At 69.1% G+C, this 18,294-nt stretch carries 17 protein-coding genes and 2 pseudogenes; 11 read left to right on the top strand and 8 right to left on the bottom strand.

Annotated features, from left to right (window positions below):
- Positions 1 to 12: 12 nt before the first annotated feature.
- Both ACWD4J_RS13295 and ACWD4J_RS13290 read left to right on the top strand, forming a co-directional pair.
- Positions 13 to 1,068, top strand: coding sequence for an aliphatic sulfonate ABC transporter substrate-binding protein (locus ACWD4J_RS13295; protein WP_451395442.1), 1,056 nt, complete (start codon positions 13 to 15; stop codon positions 1,066 to 1,068).
- Entirely contained in the window at positions 1,065 to 2,393 is a 1,329-nt protein-coding gene (locus ACWD4J_RS13290) for an LLM class flavin-dependent oxidoreductase (protein ID WP_451395441.1), read from the top strand. Before ACWD4J_RS13295 ends, ACWD4J_RS13290 begins: the two co-directional genes overlap by 4 nt.
- Positions 2,394 to 2,505: 112 nt before the next feature.
- On the opposite strand, the gene ACWD4J_RS13285 is transcribed toward ACWD4J_RS13290, so the two are convergent.
- Positions 2,506 to 3,594 (bottom strand): AraC family transcriptional regulator, encoded by a 1,089-nt coding sequence (locus ACWD4J_RS13285; RefSeq protein WP_451395440.1) that lies wholly within the window; start codon positions 3,592 to 3,594, stop codon positions 2,506 to 2,508.
- A gap of 230 nt (positions 3,595 to 3,824) precedes the next feature.
- Between ACWD4J_RS13285 and ACWD4J_RS13280 the strand changes: the two genes are divergently transcribed.
- The 4 genes from ACWD4J_RS13280 to ACWD4J_RS13265 all read left to right on the top strand — a co-directional run bounded on the left by ACWD4J_RS13280 (position 3,825) and on the right by ACWD4J_RS13265 (position 8,916).
- Positions 3,825 to 5,039, top strand: coding sequence for an MFS transporter (locus ACWD4J_RS13280; protein ID WP_451395439.1), 1,215 nt, complete (start codon positions 3,825 to 3,827; stop codon positions 5,037 to 5,039).
- Positions 5,040 to 5,276: 237 nt separating this feature from the next.
- A complete protein-coding gene (locus ACWD4J_RS13275) occupies positions 5,277 to 6,623 on the top strand; it encodes a flavin-containing monooxygenase (RefSeq protein ID WP_451395438.1) in 1,347 nt (448 codons plus the stop codon).
- Entirely contained in the window at positions 6,620 to 7,498 is an 879-nt protein-coding gene (locus tag ACWD4J_RS13270; RefSeq protein WP_451395437.1) for an SDR family NAD(P)-dependent oxidoreductase, read from the top strand. Before ACWD4J_RS13275 ends, ACWD4J_RS13270 begins: the two co-directional genes overlap by 4 nt.
- On the top strand, positions 7,495 to 8,916 hold the full coding sequence (locus ACWD4J_RS13265; RefSeq protein ID WP_451395436.1) for an aldehyde dehydrogenase family protein: 1,422 nt from the start codon (positions 7,495 to 7,497) through the stop codon (positions 8,914 to 8,916). The genes ACWD4J_RS13270 and ACWD4J_RS13265 overlap by 4 nt, the downstream gene beginning before the upstream one ends.
- 263 nt (positions 8,917 to 9,179) lie before the next feature.
- On the opposite strand, the gene ACWD4J_RS13260 is transcribed toward ACWD4J_RS13265, so the two are convergent.
- Positions 9,180 to 9,524, bottom strand: coding sequence for a cupin domain-containing protein (locus ACWD4J_RS13260; protein ID WP_451395435.1), 345 nt, complete (start codon positions 9,522 to 9,524; stop codon positions 9,180 to 9,182).
- A 315-nt stretch (positions 9,525 to 9,839) separates the two neighbouring features.
- Positions 9,840 to 10,019: a hypothetical protein gene (locus ACWD4J_RS13255; RefSeq protein WP_451395434.1), complete on the bottom strand. Its 180-nt coding sequence runs from the start codon at positions 10,017 to 10,019 to the stop codon at positions 9,840 to 9,842.
- Here ACWD4J_RS13255 and ACWD4J_RS13250 point away from each other — a divergent pair.
- Both ACWD4J_RS13250 and ACWD4J_RS13245 read left to right on the top strand, forming a co-directional pair.
- A complete protein-coding gene (locus tag ACWD4J_RS13250; RefSeq protein WP_451395433.1) occupies positions 10,018 to 10,308 on the top strand; it encodes a GMC family oxidoreductase N-terminal domain-containing protein in 291 nt (96 codons plus the stop codon). The genes ACWD4J_RS13255 and ACWD4J_RS13250 overlap by 2 nt on opposite strands.
- Entirely contained in the window at positions 10,298 to 10,870 is a 573-nt protein-coding gene (locus ACWD4J_RS13245; protein ID WP_451395432.1) for a GMC oxidoreductase, read from the top strand. Before ACWD4J_RS13250 ends, ACWD4J_RS13245 begins: the two co-directional genes overlap by 11 nt.
- Before the next feature lie 10 nt (positions 10,871 to 10,880).
- Here ACWD4J_RS13245 and ACWD4J_RS13240 read toward each other — a convergent pair whose 3' ends face one another.
- Positions 10,881 to 11,531 carry a TetR/AcrR family transcriptional regulator gene (locus tag ACWD4J_RS13240; protein ID WP_451395431.1) on the bottom strand — a complete coding sequence of 217 codons (651 nt, stop codon included), beginning with the start codon at positions 11,529 to 11,531 and terminating at the stop codon, positions 10,881 to 10,883.
- Positions 11,532 to 11,737: 206 nt separating this feature from the next.
- On the opposite strand from ACWD4J_RS13240, the gene ACWD4J_RS13235 reads away from it, so the two are divergent.
- Complete coding sequence (locus ACWD4J_RS13235; protein ID WP_451395430.1) at positions 11,738 to 12,922, top strand: cytochrome P450; 1,185 nt, start codon at positions 11,738 to 11,740, stop codon at positions 12,920 to 12,922.
- Between the two features lie 273 nt (positions 12,923 to 13,195).
- On the opposite strand, the pseudogene ACWD4J_RS13230 reads toward ACWD4J_RS13235, so the two are convergent.
- From ACWD4J_RS13230 to ACWD4J_RS13220, 3 genes and pseudogenes are all read right to left on the bottom strand, one after another.
- Positions 13,196 to 14,053 (bottom strand): annotated as a pseudogene (locus tag ACWD4J_RS13230) (thiamine pyrophosphate-dependent enzyme); the annotation flags it as partial.
- Between the two features lie 24 nt (positions 14,054 to 14,077).
- A pseudogene (locus tag ACWD4J_RS13225) lies at positions 14,078 to 14,870 on the bottom strand (IS256 family transposase); the annotation flags it as partial.
- Positions 14,828 to 14,950 carry a hypothetical protein gene (locus ACWD4J_RS13220; protein ID WP_451395429.1) on the bottom strand — a complete coding sequence of 41 codons (123 nt, stop codon included), beginning with the start codon at positions 14,948 to 14,950 and terminating at the stop codon, positions 14,828 to 14,830. The gene ACWD4J_RS13220 and the pseudogene ACWD4J_RS13225, both read right to left, overlap by 43 nt.
- Before the next feature lie 468 nt (positions 14,951 to 15,418).
- On the opposite strand from ACWD4J_RS13220, the gene panD reads away from it, so the two are divergent.
- Positions 15,419 to 15,844: an aspartate 1-decarboxylase gene (gene panD / locus ACWD4J_RS13215; protein WP_451395428.1), complete on the top strand. Its 426-nt coding sequence runs from the start codon at positions 15,419 to 15,421 to the stop codon at positions 15,842 to 15,844.
- Positions 15,845 to 15,889: 45 nt separating this feature from the next.
- Positions 15,890 to 16,234, top strand: coding sequence for a GNAT family N-acetyltransferase (locus ACWD4J_RS13210; RefSeq protein ID WP_451395427.1), 345 nt, complete (start codon positions 15,890 to 15,892; stop codon positions 16,232 to 16,234).
- Positions 16,235 to 16,719: 485 nt separating this feature from the next.
- Here ACWD4J_RS13210 and gndA read toward each other — a convergent pair whose 3' ends face one another.
- On the bottom strand, positions 16,720 to 18,159 hold the full coding sequence (gene gndA / locus ACWD4J_RS13205; protein WP_451395426.1) for an NADP-dependent phosphogluconate dehydrogenase: 1,440 nt from the start codon (positions 18,157 to 18,159) through the stop codon (positions 16,720 to 16,722).
- Between the last annotated feature and the right edge of the window lie 135 nt (positions 18,160 to 18,294).

Below are 18,294 nucleotides of genomic sequence, written 5' to 3'. Positions count from 1 at the left end.
ACATGACATCCCATGCCCAACAGAACCAGCAGAATCATCGGCGCCGTCGGCCTGCTCGCCCTCGGGAGCACCCTCGTCGCCTGCGGATCGTCGTCGGACACCGCCGCGCCGCTGAGCAACGCCGCCGAAGCGAGCGACGCCAAGCACCCCGAGTGGAGCAAGTACACCTTCACCATCGGCGACAACGGCGGTGACGGCAGCCAGGCCCTGGCGAAGCTGACCGGCGTGTTCGACAACGCGCCCTACAAGGTGAAGTTCGCCCGCTTCACCTACGGCCCACCGCTCGTGCAGGCTGCCGCCTCGGGCGACATAGACCTGGGCAGCGTCGGTGACGTACCGCCGATCACCGGTGCCGCGAAGGAGTACGGCTTCAAGGTCGTCGCCGTCAACCGCTCGCTCACGCCCGACCAGGCGGTGGAGAACATCATCGTGCCGAAGGGCTCGAAGCTGAACACGGCCGCGGACCTCAAGGGCAAGAGGATCGCTGTTCCGCAGGGCAGTTCGGCCCACGGCCTGGCCCTCAACGCGCTGAAGAGCGTCGGCCTCACCCCCAGGGACGTGAAGCTGGTCTTCCTCGACCCGGCTGCCGGTGCGACGGCGTTCAACACCGGCAAGGTGGACGCCTGGTCGATCTGGAACCCGCAGTCGGCGATCGCGGTCAAGAACGGCGCGCGGATCCTGGTGAAGGGTCTCCCGCCGATCGACCAGACGAGCAGCTACTACGTCGCAACGGACAAGTCGCTGAAGGACAAGACCAAGCGTGCGGCTCTCACGGACGTCCTGAAGAGGCTCTCGAGGGAGTTCGCCTGGGCGGTCAGGAACCCCGACAAGTACGCGCAGGCGCTCTCGCAGGAGCAGGGCATCCCGTTGGCGGATGCCAAGGCGTCCGTGGCTGCCTACTCGAACCGGGTGACTCCGGTGGAGCAGTCGGACATCGAGCTGGAGCAGAAGCTCGCCGACGCCTTCCTGGACGCGGGGCAGATCACCAATAAGGTCGACGTCAAGTCGATCACCGACAACCTCCTCCCGGCCGGTTACGACAGCTCCAAGCTGAAGGGCACCTCATGAGCACGAGACGGCGCCGGCTCCATCTCAATGCCTTCCTCATGGAGGCGGGCCACCACGAGGCGGCGTGGCGGCTCCCGCACAGCAATCCCCGGGCGGACTTCGACCTGCGGCACTGGATCGAGCTGGCGCAGCTGGCCGAGAGCGCCAAGTTCGACTCGCTGTTCCTCGCGGACGGCCCGGCCCTCATCGGCACCGGCGAGTTCCGGCCGCCGGGCCAGCTCGAGCCACTGACGCTGCTGACCGCGCTGTCCCAGGCGACCAGCAGGATCGGCCTCATCGCGACCGTGTCGTCGACGTACAACGAGCCGTACAACCTCGCCCGTCGGCTCGCGTCCGTCGACCACGTCAGCGGGGGCCGCGCCGGCTGGAACATCGTCACCTCGGCAGGGGCGGACGAGGCCGCCAACTTCGGCCTCGACGACCGCCCCGGCCACGCCGAGCGCTACGCTCGGGCCGACGAGTTCCTGAAGGTCGCGAAGGCGCTGTGGGACAGCTGGGAGTCCGAGTCCGTCGTGGCGGACAAGACCACGGGACGCTACGCCGACCCCGCGCGGCTGCACCGGCTCGGCCACCAGGGCAGGCACTTCAAGGTGGCCGGCCCGCTCAACGTCGAGCGTCCGCCGCAGGGTTACCCGCTGCTCGTCCAGGCCGGATCCTCCGAGGACGGCAAGGGCTTCGCAGCCCGGCACGCCGAGGCGATCTTCACCGCTCACACGACGTACGAGCGCGCGGCCGTCTTCTACGCCGATATCAAGGCACGGACCAGGGCCGCGGGGCGCGACCCGGACGGTGTGATCGTCCTGCCGGGCATCGTCCCGTACATCGGGTCGACCGAGGAGGAGGCCCGGGCGCTTGCGCAGCAGTTCGACGAGCTGCGCGTCCCTGAGTACGGGCTGCGCCAGCTGGCCGCCGTGTTCGAGACCGAGCCGTCGGCCTTCGAACTCGACGAGCCCCTGCCGGACTTCATCCTCGCCAGGCCGAAGCTGGAGGGCTCGCAGAGCCGTTCCGATCTGATCACCGATCTCGCGGTGCGCGAGCGGCTGACGGTCCGGCAGATCATCTCCCGGCTCGGGGGCGGGCGCGGACACTTCGAGTTCACCGGCACGCCCGAGCAGGTCGCGGACACGATCATCGCCTGGTTCGAGGGCGGTGCCGCGGACGGGTTCAACATCATGGCGCCCGCCCTGCCGTCGGGCCTCGCGGCCTTCGCCGAGCACGTGCTGCCGATCCTGCGCGGCAAGGGGCTGTTCCGCGAGGAGTACGAGGGCACGACCCTGCGCGAGCACTACGGGCTCCCGGTCCCGGCGAACCAGTTCCATGCCTGACCTGCTCGAGACTCCCGCCGCTTCCCGGAGCGGCGGGAGTCCGCCCGCGCTGCGCGTCGAGGGGCTGAGCAAGACGTACGAGGACGGCTTCACCGCGGTGTCCGGGCTCGCGTCAAACGTGTGGCCGGCCGGTGGCCGCCTCCCGCTCCAGCAGTTCGGTGCGCAACTCGAGCGGGGTCGCTCCGTGCCACCGGCGCACCGCCCGCCGGAGTGCGCTCACGTCGGCGAAGCCCGCCTGGCGTGTGATGTCACGGAGCGTCAGTTCCACTCGTCGTAGCAGTTGTTCGACCTGCTCGCGGCGCACCCCGTCGACGATCGCCTCGTACGTCGTGCCGCACTCGGCCAGGCGACGGCGCAGGGTGCGTTCGCTGGACGCGTGCCTGCGGGCCTGCTCGGGGAACGAGGGGACGGCCGGAAGGCTCTGCGCGATGGAGATCTCCAGCACCTCGAGCAGGTCCTGCTGGTCGCGCCGTGACGCCATCTCCTTGTCCAGCACGTCAAGCACCGAGGCGTAGGTGATGGGGTCCCGCCCCGGCATGGTCGCACGGGCCCACCGAGTGGGGATCAGCATGCGGTTGCCGGCGGCGTCGAAGCGCAGTGGGCAGCGGAACAGTGCGTCGAACGGGCGCGTGTCGTGCGGGGCGGGGAAGGCGAACTCGACCGCCTGCGGGGCGAATGCGGCGCCGACGCTCAGCCGGGTGAGGGTGACGACGCTGGAGTACGCCTCCTCGATCAGGAAGACGGCGACCGTCGGATCCAGTGCGGGGTCCGGCAGATCGGCGCGCAACACATAGCCGACGTCCTCCCAGCGGGCCGACCACACCGTCATCGCCCCGGAAAGGTTCTGATAGCGCACGCCGGTCTCGATGGCGTCCTGAAGAGTGTCGGCGGCCATCATGGCCAAGCCGAGCAGCCCCCACGCGGTCAGGTGCTGCGCCGCGCCCACGCGCAGCCCCAGATGCTCGTCCCCGGTCAGCTCCACCGCCTGGCGGATGACGTCGCTGCCCTGCCGGTAGGAGACCCGCAGCGCGGCGGAGCCCATCACCGTCGGGTCCAGCCCGACCCGGGTCAGCAGCGGCTGCAGGTCGACGCCGTACTCGCCGGCGACCCGGGCGAGGTAGCGGAGGATGTTCGGCTGGATGGTGGCCGAGGTGCTGCGGCTCGTTCCCGGACAACTGACCGGAGCGGGAGCATCGGGCATCGCGTTCCCTCTCACCAGGGCGTTTCTCGCCTCACTGTAAGCAGCCAGGCCCCCGCCTGTCGCGGGCGTGGCCGCCGGAGCCCCCATTTCGGCCTCTGGCGCGCTGCACACGGCCTTTTCGCCCTCCCTACCTTTTGCGGAAACCCGCCACCTTTTGCGCAAACCCGCCCGCCTTGTCGTCCGTGACGCATGGGACACCGGCGCGAGAGCGCAAGAAACGAAGGCTCACCATGACTGCACCGCTTCAGACCTCGGCTCGGCGACGATCTGCGCGCCGGAGCCCGCTCGCGGCGGCCCGAAGGGCCGTGGCGACGGTGTTCGCCGCCCAGGGAGCAGCGGTGGCCGCGGTGTCCACCACGGTGCCCGCCGTCAAGGAGCGTCTCTCGCTCTCTCCGCTGACGATGACCGTGCTCGTCGTGGCCGTCGCGTTGAGTGCGGGCGTGGGCAGCTTCACCGGACTGGCCGTGATCCGGCGCCTGGGGCTGGTCGCCGCCATGCGGGCCGCCGTCGTGGCGACCGCCGCGGCTCTGCTGCTGATCGGATGGGCTCCCGACCAGGCCGCGGCCACGGGGTCCTACGGGTTGTTCGGCATAGCGCTGGGGTGCATCGACGTGACGGCGAACACCCGGGCCGCGGCCGTCGAACGCCACTACGGCCGGAGCATCTTCGCCTCCTTCTACGCCGCCTGGAGCGCAGCAGGCGTCGCGGCCGCTCTGCTGACCGCGGGCACGGCCCACCTCGGCTGGCCCGCCGAGTACACCCTGACCGCACAGGTCGGCCTCGTCCTGGCCCTCGCGCTGACCGTCCGCGCGCACGAGCTTCCCACCGACTCACCATTCGTCGTGTCCGATCATGGGGAGTCCCATGAGGAGTCCGTCGTGCCCGGTCGCGGACTGTGGGTCGAACTCGCCCCGTTCGGCCTTGTGCTCCTGATCGCCTATGTCATCGACTCCACGGTCTCGTCGTGGTCGACGCTCTATCTCCACCAGACCCTGGACACCGCCTTGTCCCTCGCACCTCTGGCCTATGCGGCCTATCAGATCGGCACCGTCACCGGGCGGGCCTGCGCCGACCACCTCGTCCGCACGATCGGCCCGGCGGCCGTGATCCGTGCCGCCACCCTGCTCACAGCCACGGCCCTGGCCGGATTGGCAGCCGCCCCCGCCTGGCCGTACGCGGTCCTGGCCGCCGCGTGCACCGGGCTCGGGGTCTCCGCACTCGTCCCCCTGTGCCTTGCCTCCGCCGGACGCCTGCGACCGGGGGCGACCGAAGCGGTCCTGGCCCGTATGAACGTCTTCAACTACACAGGTGTGCTCGCCGGTGGGGCCGCCAGCGGAATCCTCGGGTCCACCGGCCACTTCCGACTCGCCTACGGGATACCGGCCGCACTCGTCCTCGCGGTCCTGGCGACCGCACGATCTTTCAACCACCGGGTCAAGTCGTAGGCCGCGTACAGCCAATGCCGGGCTTTCCCGAGCGCAGGGCAAGGTGGTGAGGGGCGGGTGGGAGAGCCGAAGCACGTCCGGGAACAGCGGCTTGTCCAGGACTGCCTTGGGCAGCGCCTGGCCGCCCAAGCCCCCTCTCTGACCGCACGGACCATTTCCCGCTGAACTGCAGATGAATAAGTTCCCTTCAGCCCTTCAGGAATGGGGCCGCGAACGGCTGGAAAAAGGATCTGGTTCATGGGAAAAATTCAGTACGACACATGTGTGATCGGTGCGGGACCTGCCGGGCTGGCGGTCGCCAGAGCCCTGGCGGAGCGGGATCTGCCGTACACGCATCTCGAGCGGCACACCGGCCCCGGCGGCATCTGGGACATCGACAACCCCGGCAGCCCGATGTACGAGTCGGCCCATTTCATTTCCAGCAAGACCCTCTCGGGTTTCGGAGGTTTTCCGATGCCCGATGAATTCGCCGACTATCCCCCGCACCGGCAGATCCTCTCGTACCTGAGGTCGTTCGCCGACGCCTACGAGCTGACGGAGCGCATCCAGTTCGGCGTCGAGGTCGAAAGTGTCGAGAAGAGTGCGGACGGAACCTGGGTGGTCACCCGCGCCGGCGGACAGCGAACCGTGCACAGCCAGGTCGTGGTGTGCACGGGTTCGCAGTGGCACCCCAACGTCCCGGAACTGCCCGGGAACTTCACCGGCGAGGTCCGCCACACGGTCGGCTACCGCAGCGCGGAGGAACTGCGCGGCAAGCGGGTCCTGGTCGTGGGAGCCGGCAACTCCGGCTGCGACATCGCCTGCGACGCGGCCCGCAGCGCGGACCACGCGGTGATCAGCATGCGCCGCGGCTACTGGTTCATCCCCAAGCACCTCTTCGGCCGGCCGGTGGACACCATCGCGAGCGGCGGGCCGCACCTGCCGATGTGGCTGGCGCAGCGGGTCTTCGGCACCCTCCTGCGGATCCTCAACGGCGACCCGACGCGCCTGGGCCTGCCGAAGCCGGACCACAAGCTGTTCGAGACCCACCCCGCGATCAACTCGATGCTGATCCACCACCTCCAGCACGGCGACATCACCGCCAAACCGGCGATCGCCCGCACCGAGGGCAGGACGGTCCACTTCACGGACGGCACCCGGGACGACTTCGACCTGATCCTGCTGGCGACCGGTTACGTCCACAAGGTGCCGGTCGCGCAGAGGTACTTCGGCGACGAGCAGCACCCCGACCTGTATCTGTCGTCGTTCTCCCGCGAGCACCAGGGCCTGTGCGGAGTCGGCTTCGTCGAGACCAACTCCGGCGCGTACCGGCTCTTCGACACCCAGGCCCAGCTGATCGCCGGGCACATCCACGACGCGACGCACCGGCTGCCGAACGCGGAGCGGTTCGCCAGCATGATCCGTATCGACCGCCCGGACCTGTCCGGCGGCATCAAGTTCGTCGACTCGCCCCGGCACACCGGCTACGTCGACAGCGGGGCCCTCGTGAAGCACCTCGCCAAGATCGCGGCCGAGATGGGCTGGCGCACCGAGGGCCGGCCGCCGCGCGTGCGGTCCCTGCGCGGCGTGGAGGCAGTCTCGTGAGCGGCTTCGACTTCCGTGACAAGGTCATGCTGGTGACCGGCGGCGCCGGCGGGATCGGCAGCGCGATGTGCCGCCGCTTCGCCACCGGGGGCGCCCGCTGCGTGGTCGTGGACATCGACGAGGCCCGCGCCAAGCGCGTCGTCGCCGAGCTTCCCGGCGCCGGCCACACCGCTCTCGGCTGCGACCTCGTCGACCGCGCCCAGGTGGAGCACCTCTTCGACCAGGTAGCCGATGCGTACGGCCGTCTCGACGTCCTCGTCAACAACGTGGGCATGACCAGCGCCGAACGCTTCGACGTGCGCAGCGTCGAGAGCATCGAGCAGGAGATCACCCTCAACCTGACCTCGCCACTGGTCGCCACCCGGATCGCGATCCCGCTGCTGCAGGCCTCCCGGGACGCCCGCGTGGTCACCACCGTCTCCCTCGGTGGGATCTTCCCGCTGGGGGAGACCCCGATCTACACGGCCTCGAAGTTCGGGCTGCGCGGGGCGATGCTCGCCGTCGGGCTCGATCTGAGGAGCAAGGGCATCCTGGCCGGATCGGTGCTGCCGTCGGCGACGGACACCCGGATGCTGCGCCAGGAGGCCGTGGACGGCGGGAACTCCATGCAGTTCCAGGATCCGCCGCAACAGCCCGCCGACGTCGTCACGGCCGTGGTGAGCCTGCTCGACAGGCCCCGCCTCGAGGCCTACCCCCGGACCGGCGAGTCCCGCCTCGTCCGGTTCGCGATGCTGGCGCCGAACCTGCTGCCGAAGGTGTTCCCGCTGTTCCAGCGGAGAGGGGAGCGCGGCATGGCCCGCTATCTGGACGACCTGCGTCGCCGGGGACTGGCCCGGCAGACCGACGGACGCTGGGAACTGGTGGAGGAGAAATGACCGCAGTCGAGAGCCCCGCCACGCTGAAGGTCGTGAACCCGGCCACCGGGGAGCTGATCACCACCGTGCCCGCGACCAGCTCGGAAGACGTCACCAAGGCCGCCGAGCAGGCCGAGCAGGTCTTCGCATCCGGTGTCTGGTCGCGACTGCCGGTCCGGGAGCGCAGCGGGGTGCTGCTGCGACTCGCCGACCTGATGGAACGCGACACCGGGATCCTGGCCCGGCTGGACAGCGAGGACGCGGGAAAGCCGATCACCGAGTGCCTCACCGGTGACGTACCCGGCGCCGTCGAGTCGATCCGCTGGTTCGCCGAAGCGGCCGACAAGGTGTTCGGCCGGATCGCACCCGGTGGACCGGACGGCCTGGGCCTGATGACACGGGAACCGGTCGGCGTGGTCGCGGCGATCCTGCCCTGGAACTACCCGCTGGCCATGACCGCGTGGAAGGTCGGTCCCGCCCTCGCCGCGGGCAACTGCCTGCTGGTCAAACCCGCGGAGGCGACCCCGCGCTCGGCCCTGCACCTGGCCGGACTCGCCGCCGAGGCGGGCCTTCCCGAGGGGGTCCTCACGGTCCTGACCGGCCACGGCTCCGTCACCGGCGCCGCCCTGGCCCGCAGCCCGATCGTGGGTGCCCTCTCGTTCACCGGCTCCACCGGGACCGGGCGCCGCATCCTCAAGGACGCGGCCGACAGCAACTTCAAACGGGTCTCGCTGGAGATGGGTGGCAAGAGCCCCCAGGTGCTGATGGCCGACGCGCTCGGATACGGGGACGAGCTCATCGACCACATGATCGAGGCCGCCTTCCTGACGATGGGGCAGAACTGCACGGCCGGTTCCCGCGTCCTGGTCCACGACACCATCGCCCACGAGGTGCTGGAGCGGTTCACTACCGCCGCGAAGCGCCTGGTCATGGGCGATCCCGCGGACCCTCGCACGCAGGTGGGGCCACTGATCGACCGGGCGGCCTTCGACCGGGTCGCGGCGGCGGTGGAAGCCGCCCGGGCCGGTGGAGCCCGCGTTCACACCGGAGGGCTGCCGCACGGCCTGCCGCAGCGTGGGGCCTACTACCCGCCCACCGTGATCACCCACGCGCCCGAAGGCAGTGACGTGCTCGCCAAGGAACTGTTCGGCCCGGTCGTCACCGTCCAGACCTTCACCTCCGAGGACGAGGCGCTGTACCTGGCGAACGCCACCGAGTACGGGCTTGCCGCCTCGGTATGGACCCGCGACCTGGACACCGCCCTCCGGTTGGCGCGCGGCGTCGAGGCCGGCGTGGTCTCTGTCAACGCCTACAGCGAGGGCGACATCACCACACCCTTCGGCGGCTGGAAACAGTCCGGGTTCGGCGGTGTGGAGAAGTCGACCAACGCCTTCGACCAGTGGACCCGGGAGAAGACCGTCTGGATCCGCACTCGCTGATCACATCGGCCCATCGGCCCATCGGCCCATCGTGGCCAACGTCGCCTGGGCCGAGACCCCTGGCGCGGTTCGCAGTGGCTCCGTGCTGCTGGCCGGGTCGGCCACGAGGTCGGCCGCCGCGTCGCCCGCTGTCTCCTCGACCGTGCCCCGGTGCGGAGGGCACCGCCTCCACCTGACCGTACCGACACCGGAGATCCGCGGGACGACGGCGCCGCCGCCCGGTCAGGGCTGGCGGCCCGTGCTTCCAGCGCTGTGACCCGGCGTCAGAGATTGATCGAGTACGCCTTGCGCAGCGTCTCGTGCACCGTCCAGGTCGTCCGGTCGCCCGCGCGCAGCACGGCCATGTCCCCGGGCCCGACCTTCAGCGTGGGCCCGCCCTCCACCTCGATGGTCGCCGACCCGCTGATCACCACGAACAGCTCGTCCGCCTCGGTGTCGGTGACCACGCCGGGTGTGATCTGCCAGATGCCCCGCGCCTGGCGGCCGTCCGCCGACTTCCACACCACCTTCCCGGTCACCTCCGGGGTCCCGGAGACGATCTGCTCCGGGGCGAGGGGCTCGGGTTCGAGCTCGGCGTTGGGGATGTGGAGAGCGAAGCTGTGGGTCATGGGGTGACCCTAGCCAACGCGGACGCCGCTCGGATGTGGACAGAGTGTGGGGGATCGGCCCAGGCGGCCGGACACTTCGTCGTGGTCAGGCTGAGTGGCGGGTGCATCGGGCTCGGGTGATCGTTGACAGTCGACGCCCGACTCCTGGCCGGCCCCGAGGCCCGCTGGCAACACTCCCTCGAGCAGTACCGTCACAGCCGCAACGGCCAAGGCCCCCTGTCCATTACCCCCTGACAACCCGACAGGTCACATGGCTCTACCGGAGCGTCGGCTCGGCTGTACGCCGACATCCCGCGAATCATTGCTCACGGGCTCTCACCAGGAGCGGATGAGATTATCGGCAAGGGCAACACTGTGGCTTCCTGAGCCAGTCCTGCCGGCGTCATCACTGCGACCGTCATCACAGCCGAGCAGGGCGGTCACGGCGTGCGCGATGCCGTCCTTGTCGTTGCTGCCGGTGAGGAGGGTGGCCGTCTCGAGAACCCGCGCCGGCATGCGTCGTTCCCAGTCGACCTCGTTCCTGTGGCCGATCCTGCGCCGCAAGAACCTCACCCTCAGGACGGGCGCTCGCGTGCTGCGTGTCGTCGTCGAGAAGGGGCGTGCGGTCGGCGTGGAGATCGGCCACGGCCGCACCTCGAAGATCGTCCGGGCGGACCGCGAAGTCATCCTCTCCAGCGGTGCCATCAACACCCCCCGCCTGCTGATGCTGTCCGGCATCGGCGCGGCTGATGAACTCAGCCCGCTCGGCATCAGGCCCGTTCATGATCTCCCGGGTGTGGGATAGGAACCTGGTGGACTACCTCAACACCAATGTCCACTCCCGTCTGAAGGAACCCATCAGCTACGACGGACTCGACCGCTTCCCCAAGCTCCTGGCTCCCGGCATGGGGTGGATCAGGCGCACCGGGCCGGCCTCGTCCGTCATCGTCGAAGGCGGCGGCTTCTTCAAGAGCCCCGGCGCGGACCGCCCCGACATGCAGATCCACATCGCACCCGCGACGGTGGTCCGCGGCGACCAGACCCGCCTCGACGGGAACGGATTCACCATCAACTCGACGTTCCCGCGCCCCGAAAGTGTCGGCTCGGTCAAACTCGCCAGCAGCGACCCCACGGTCGAGCCGTTGATGGACCCCCAGTACCTCAGCGCCCCGCGCGACAAGGAAATGGCGCTGCTCCAAGTACGAACCATCCGCGAAGTGTTGGCCCAACCGGAGATGGCCCGATCAGCGGCAGCCCGGTGGTCCTTGCGCGACACCGACGCGAACATGTCAACCACCGGACGCGGTTCACTGATGTGTGTCCATGCACCCAACACGCCGTCGAACAGGCCCGATGCGAAGATCTGACGGAGTCCTGTCAGCCGTCGGCGGCGAGGATGTGTGCGGGTAGCCGTAGCGCATCGGCGAAGCTTTTGCGGTGGCGGTCGAGTTCATCAGTGGTCATGGCCGAGGCGGCCGCCCAGGCGAAATCATCGGTGACGACGCGAAGCGCGGCGTTCATGCTTGCGGCGGCGAGCCGTACCTTCGGTGAGTCCGGGGGCAGTCCGAGGCGCGCAGCGAGCACTTCGGCGAAGGTCGGCTCGGCGCGTTCTTGGAGTACGAGCCATACCGCGCGCAGCGCTGCTTCGTCTCGGCTCATTCGAACCACCGAGAGCACCGCGTCGATGTCCGCGCGCGAGTCATCGGGAACGAACGCGTAGCTCGCGCGCAAGTGTTCGCCGAGATCGCACTCCGCTGGCCAGGTGCGCAGGACGTCACGGAAGGCATCCAGCGACTTGGACAGCAGAGGTTCCACGCAGCTTTCCTTGCTGCGGAACAATCGCCACAGGGTCCGCTCGGAGACACCGGCGGACTTCGCAATCTGCACTCCGGAGGTGCCGGCCACTCCCTGGTCACGAAAGAGCCGCACCGCCACTCGGGAGATCTTCTCGCGCTGCTCTCGGCGGGCTGCGTCGCTGACTGGCGGCCGCCCGCCAAGGCGGGCCACGCCGCCCTGGGCAAGGGACACCTGCCACTCCCTTCGGCTCGCGTGCGAGTTCCCAAGGGTATATACCCGAGGTTATTGGCGGCCGCTGCCAAAAATCTCGCGTGCGCTTTCTCAAGGGTATACCCGAGGTTATTGGCAGCCACTGCCAAAAAAATCTACGGTGGAAATGGCTCTACTCGGTCCAGCTCTTGGAGGACCCCATGAAAGCTGTCCCCCCACGACCGCAGATGCCCTTCGCCCGTCCGAACATCCTCGAGCTCGCACCGGCGTACGCGGTGCTGCGTTCCGAGGCCCCCGTCAGCGCAGTGATCACTCCTGCGGGGGACCGGGCCTGGCTGGCGACCGGCTATCGCGAGTGCCGCGAGCTGCTGGCAGACAAGCGTCTAGGCCGCTCGCACCCTGAACCTGACAAAGCCGCGCGCGTCAGTACCGCGGCGATCCAGGACGGCCCCACCGGCTTCTACGAGACCGAGGAAGCCGACCACACCCGTATGCGACGACTGCTGACGCCGTCGTTCTCGGCGAAGCGGATGATGACGCTCTCCGGACACATCCAGGGTTTGGTGGACGGCTTCGTCGACGACCTCCTCGCCGCGCATGACGCGGCGCCTGACGGCGTGGTCGACCTGCACGCCGGCCTCGCTCTCCCGCTGCCGGTGTCGGTGATCTGCCAGTTGCTCGGGGTGCCGGTAGGCGACGGAGACCGCTTCCGTGCGCTGTCCGAGCGGATGGCCGGTGTCAACGACCAGGACGACGCACACCTGGCAAGGGAGGAATTCTCGCGCTACATGTCCGGGCTGGCCGAGGTGAAGCGTGCTCACCCGGGCGAGGACGTCATCTCCGATCTTGTCGCCGCGCAGAGGGACGACGAGGGATTCAGCTACGACGAGATGGTTCGCCTGTGCGTCGGGCTGCTGTTCGCCGGTCACGAGACCACCGTCAACCGCATCGGGCTGGGCACGCTGTTCCTGCTGACTCGCCGCGACAACTGGCTTGACCTCGTCGCTGACCCGGCTGGGCGCACCGACGCCTGTGTCGAGGAGATCATGCGCATGGGAGCCCCTGGGGACCTCGGACTGGTCCGATACGCCCACACCGATCTCGACGTCGCCGGGGTGACGATCCGGCGCGGGGACGCGGTGGTTCTGTCGATCAACGCAGCGAACCGCGATCCGGCGATCTACTCCGAGGCCGAGCGCTTCGACCCGGACCGAAGCGATCAGGGCCACCTCGGCTTCGGGCACGGCCCCCACTTCTGCATCGGAGCCAGCCTGGCACGTATCGAGATGCGGATCGCGTTTTCCACCTTGGCCGGCCGACTCCCCGACCTGCGCCTCGCCGCAGACCTCGAGGATCTCGAGATCCGTCCGACCCTGACAGGGGGCGTAGCCTCGCTTCCCGTGACTTGGTGATCCGGTACCGGGTTTCCCCGGCGCGCCGGACGGACCGTCTCCGTACGGAACACAAGCCGTCCGAGTCCCTGCGCAACGGACGCCGTCGAGACGGTGGCGCCGTCTCTCAGCAACGGCTGCCACCGTCGCCACTGCCGTGCAGGGCATCCCCGCCCCGCCGCACTCCGTGACTGCATCGTCAGTAACGACCGTCGCCCTGCCCCGGACGTAGGTCATGCGGTCGTGGCGGTGCCGGCCGAAGCGTGTCGGATGCGCGAGGTCCGGCACTACACCTCATCGAGAGGGGGGCGACATTGTCGAACCATCCGACGCAGTGCAGTGCAGTGCAGTGCAGTGCAGTGTCGGAACGGGACGGGCGTTGTGCGGCGGAACGATCGCGCGGAGCGCGGGGTGCCCGGAGCTGAGTGCTGCCCATTGTGTGAAGCCGCAGTAGGAGTCACCGAACATCCCCACCCGTCCGTCGCGCCAGACCATGGCGTCTTCCTCGACGATGAAGTCGATGACGACGGGCCGGTCACTGATTGCGTTGGCTGTCTGGATGACGTCGTCGAGGTCGTCGGTGGACTCGCAGCGCAGTGCGGCGCAGCCCAGGGCTTCGGCAAGTCTGACGAAGTCAGGGGTGCGTGTGCCGGCAGGGGCCGCGTGGGGGCGTTCACTGTCGGGGGCCGAGTGGAGCGTGGAGGCGGAGTAGCGCTGGTTGTAGAACATGCTCTGGAGCTGACGGACCATGCCAAGAGCACCGTTGTTGATGACGGCGACCTTGATCGGAATGTTGTTGAGGGCGCAGGTGGTGAGTTCCTGATTGGTCATCTGGAAGCAGCCGTCCCCGTCGATGGCCCAGACGGTGCTGCCGGGGCGTGCGACCTTGGCGCCCATGGCGGCGGGGACGGCGTAGCCCATGGTCCCGGCACCCCGGGAGTTCAGCCAGGTACCGGGCTCTTCGTGCGGGAGAAAGTGGGCGGCCCACATCTGGTGCTGGCCGACGCCCGAAGCGAAGATCGTGTTCTGGGGGGCGAGCTGACCGATGCGCTGGATGACCTGCTGCGGTGAGAGGCTGCTGTCGGCACGTCGGTCGTAGGCGAGTGGGTAGGACGCGCGCCAGCGGTCCAGGTCCTGCCACCAGGCCGCGTAGCGGGACTCGGCGGCGGTGCCCGCCTCCTGTCGCGCGACGTAGCGGATGCTGTTGCGGATCAAGTGGACAATGCAGGTCTGCACGATCGTGCGGGGCCAGACGGTCTCGACCGTGTCGGGCAGGCCCTTCAGCCCATCGCAGACGATCATGAGGACGTCCTCGACGCCGCGGTTCTTGAGCTCGGAAGACGTGGAGCCAGTGCTTGGCACCTTCGCCGCCGTCGCCGGCCCAGATGCCGAGGATGTCGCGGGTGCCTTCGACGGCGACGGCCATGGCTATGCAGATGGGGCGGTTGGCGACGTGGCCGTCGCGGATCTTCACGTTGACGGCGTCCACGAAGACCACGGGGTAGACGCGGTCGAGCGGACGTGACTGCCATTCAGCCATGCCCTCCATCACCTTGTCCGTGATCGTGGTGATGGTCTGCCTGGAGACTTCCGCCCCGTACACCTCGGCCAGGTGCGCGGATATTTCCCCGTGGGTGAGTCCCTTCGCGGACAGCGAGAGCACCATCCCATCGACACCGGTCAGGCGGGGCTGTCGCTTCTTGACGATCGGCGGCTCAAAGGTGCCGGCGGTATCGCGGGGCACCTTCACTTCCACCGGGCCGACGTCGGTCAGCACGGTCTTCGAACGGGTGCCGTTCCGGCTGTTGCCGCTGTTCCTGCCCGTCGCGTCGTGCTTCTCATAACCGACGTGATCGGTGATCTCGCCCTCCAGAGCGGACTCCAGCACCCGCTTGGTCAGCTGCTGCAGCAGCCCGCCCTCCCCGGTCAGCTGCAGCCCGTCCGAAGGGCGCGGTCGACCAGCATCGCGATCAACTGCTCGTCACTCACCGCGCTCGATACGACGGCGAGCTGGTCACAGTCCTCGGGCTCAACGGCGGATTCGGTCATCTCACATCGCTTCCATGATCGTCAGATCCGTTGATTAGACACTCCCCGCCCCGCGATCAAGCGAGCAGCAATGATCCGCAGCCACTTCGCCTCCTCCTGCACCAATGGGTGGGCTGTCCGGGCGGGTGGGTCTGCCCTCGTCTCGTCGGTAGGCGGCGCTCTTGCCGCGGATGTTCGGCAACACCTTCGCGTGGTCCCATCAGCCCGGCGTACTGGAGTGGCGGTTGTCACAGAGCTCTCGGAAGGCCCTCGCGTAGGCTTGCCGTGCTCGTCGTGGCAGCGGGTGCAGTGAGTGCGTCGGCGGCCGATAACTGGCCTGGCGGCGCGTCAGGAAAGTCGGCATCAGGTCAGCATGAGTCCTGAAAAACCCTGCGAACGCTGCCTGTACGTGCGACTAGTTGTAGGGTGAAGAAACAGCCCTTGACCTGCAATAACGCAGGCAGGGAGCCTAGCTTCCGGAGTGCCCAGATGTTGCGTACTATGTTCAAGTCCAAGATCCATCGCGCCACGGTGACCCAGGCCGACCTGCACTACGTCGGGTCCGTCACCATCGACGCCGACCTCCTGGACGCCGCCGACCTCCTCCCCGGCGAACTCGTGCACATCGTCGACATCACCAACGGCGCCCGGCTCGAGACGTACGTCATAGAAGGGGAGCGCGGCTCAGGCGTCATCGGGATCAACGGTGCGGCGGCCCATCTGGTGCACCCCGGCGATCTGGTGATCATCATCAGCTACGCCCAGGTCGACGACGCCGAAGCCCGTGCGCTGCGGCCGCGTGTCGTGCACGTGGACGAGGGCAACCGGATGGTGGCGCTCGGCGCGGACCCTTCGGCGCCGGTGCCCGGCAGCGGGACGCAGCGCAGCCCGCAGGCCGTGGCCGCCCAGGCCTAGCCATATCCGGCCCTCCCGGGCCGCCTGACAACTTACGGAGAGCCGATGAGTGACATCGAGATCCGTGACGATCGTTCGCAGGGTCGGCTCGAGGCGTATGAGGGTGGTGACGTCGTGGGCCACATCCTTTATCTGGAACTGGAGTCGCCCCGGCGCGCCCTCGTACCGGTGCACACGATCGTGGACCCCGCCCACGAGGGGCAGGGCATCGCCGGGTCGCTCGCCCGGGAGCTGTACGCCATCGCGCGGCGCCAGGGCGTCCCGGTCGCACCGCTGTGCCCGTACGTCACCAAGTGGGCCGAACGCCATCGCGACGAGGCGCCCGCGGCCGCGCCGGAGCTGATCCAGGCCGCGAAGCGGTATGCCACGGCGCATCCGGAGCGGTGGTGACGCCCTCGGGGTGTCGCCGTCGCCCCCGGTGTCGACGTTCGTCGGATCGGGGTGCGCCTGCGGGGGTCCAGCGGTGGGCCCAGCGGACGCAGCACGTCCTTCGAGGGAGTGAGTGGGCGGCAAACCGCAGGGTACGCGGGGGACAAGTCCAGTAAGGCGCCGTGTCGACCGGCTGGAGGCCCGCCATGACCCATCCGTTCCCAGACCCGGTCCGGCCTGGCCCGACACCAGGCCCCGGGCACCCCGATCCGCCGCCCGGCCCCGTCCCCGACCCGGACCCGGCGCCGAGTCCTGAGCCCCATCCGGGCCCGGACCCGGCGCCCGGGCCCGGACCGGGTCCAGGGCCCGGCCCAGGTCCGGGTCCTGGACCCGGCCCGCAACCCGACCCCGTGCCAGGGCCGCCCCCGTCGCCGATCCCCAAACCGCCAGGACCCGACCCGGTACCGAACCCGGAGCCCGGGCCCGTCTCCTGGCCCGGCTGAGGCCTACGCCGGGACCTCGGACCTGTCCCCGCCCCATCGCGTGTGGAAGGAACCCTCACGGTCGGTACGCCGGTAGGTGTGCGCGCCGAAGAAGTCACGCTGGGCCTGCGTGAGCGCGGCCGGCAGACGTTCGGCGCGCAGGGCGTCGTAGTACGCGAGCGCCGCCGAGAAGCCGGGCGCCGGAACGCCCTGCTGCGTCGCCGCGACCAGCACCGCGCGCCAGTCGTCCTGCGCCTTGCCGATCTCCCGCGCGAAGCCGTGGTCGGCGAGGAGGCTCGGCAGGTCGGGACGGGCGTCGTACGCGGTCCGGATGCGGTCCAGGAACGCCGCGCGGATGATGCAGCCGCCGCGCCAGATCGAGGCGATCGCGCCGAGGTCGATGTCCCAGCCGTACTCCTGGCTGCCCGCCGCCATCTCGTGGAAGCCCTGCGTGTACGACACGATCTTCGACGCGTACAGCGCCTGCTCGACCTGGTCGGCGAACCGCCCCGCCTCGGTCCTGTCCAGCGGCTGCGGCTTCGGGCCCGGCATTCCGCGTGCCGCCTTCCGCAGGTCGGTGTGGCCGGACAGCGACCGCGCGAACACCGCCTCGGCGATGCCCGACACCGGCACACCCAGGTCGAGCGCGATCTGCACGGTCCAGCGGCCGGTGCCCTTCTGTTCGGCCTGGTCCTGCACCACGTCCACGAACGGCTTGTCCGTCATGACGTCCTTGTGCGACAGGACCTCTGCCGTGATCTCGATCAGATACGAGTCGAGGCGGCCCTGGTTCCAGGTGCGGAAGATGTCGGCGATCTGCGCGGGGGAGTAGCCCGCCACGTCCCGCAGCAGCTGGTACGCCTCCGCGATCAGCTGCATGTCCGCGTACTCGATGCCGTTGTGCACCATTTTCACGAAGTGTCCGGCACCGTCCGGGCCGACGTGCGTCACGCAGGGCGCACCGTCCGGGGCCTTCGCGGCGATCTTCTCCAGCATCGGACCGAGCGAGGCGTACGACTCCACGGAGCCGCCCGGCATGATGCTCGGCCCGTGCAGCGCGCCCTCCTCGCCGCCGGAGACACCGGTGCCGACGAAGTGGATGCCGCGGTCGCGCAGGTCCTTCTCGCGGCGCCTGGTGTCCTCGAAGTGTGCGTTGCCGCCGTCGATGATCACGTCGCCGGACTCCAGGAGCGGGGCGAACTCATGGATCACCGCGTCGGTGGGGCCGCCCGCCTTCACCATGATCATCAGACGGCGTGGACGCTCGAGGGCGGCGACGAACTCCTTGGCCGATTCGGCGGCGACGAAGTCCCCCTCGCCCCCGAACTCGTTCATGAAGGCCTGCGTCCTGGAAAAGGTGCGGTTGTGCACGGCGACCGTGTAGCCGTTCCGCGCGAAATTGCGGGCGAGATTGCGCCCCATGACTGCGAGCCCGGTGACGCCGATCTGGGCTGAAGTGCTCATTGCCTGTAGCTCCTGGAATCGGGAATTCCGGTCGTGACGGCCAGTATGGCTCCGTGGCTTGCTTTCTTCCCGGGACGACACCGTGCCGCCAAGGGCGGAAAGGCTGCGCAGACCAATTTCGTTCGGCCCGCCGTC

The organism is Streptomyces sp. NPDC002577 (assembly GCF_053594815.1).
This window is presented reverse-complemented; position numbering and strand designations above follow the sequence as displayed.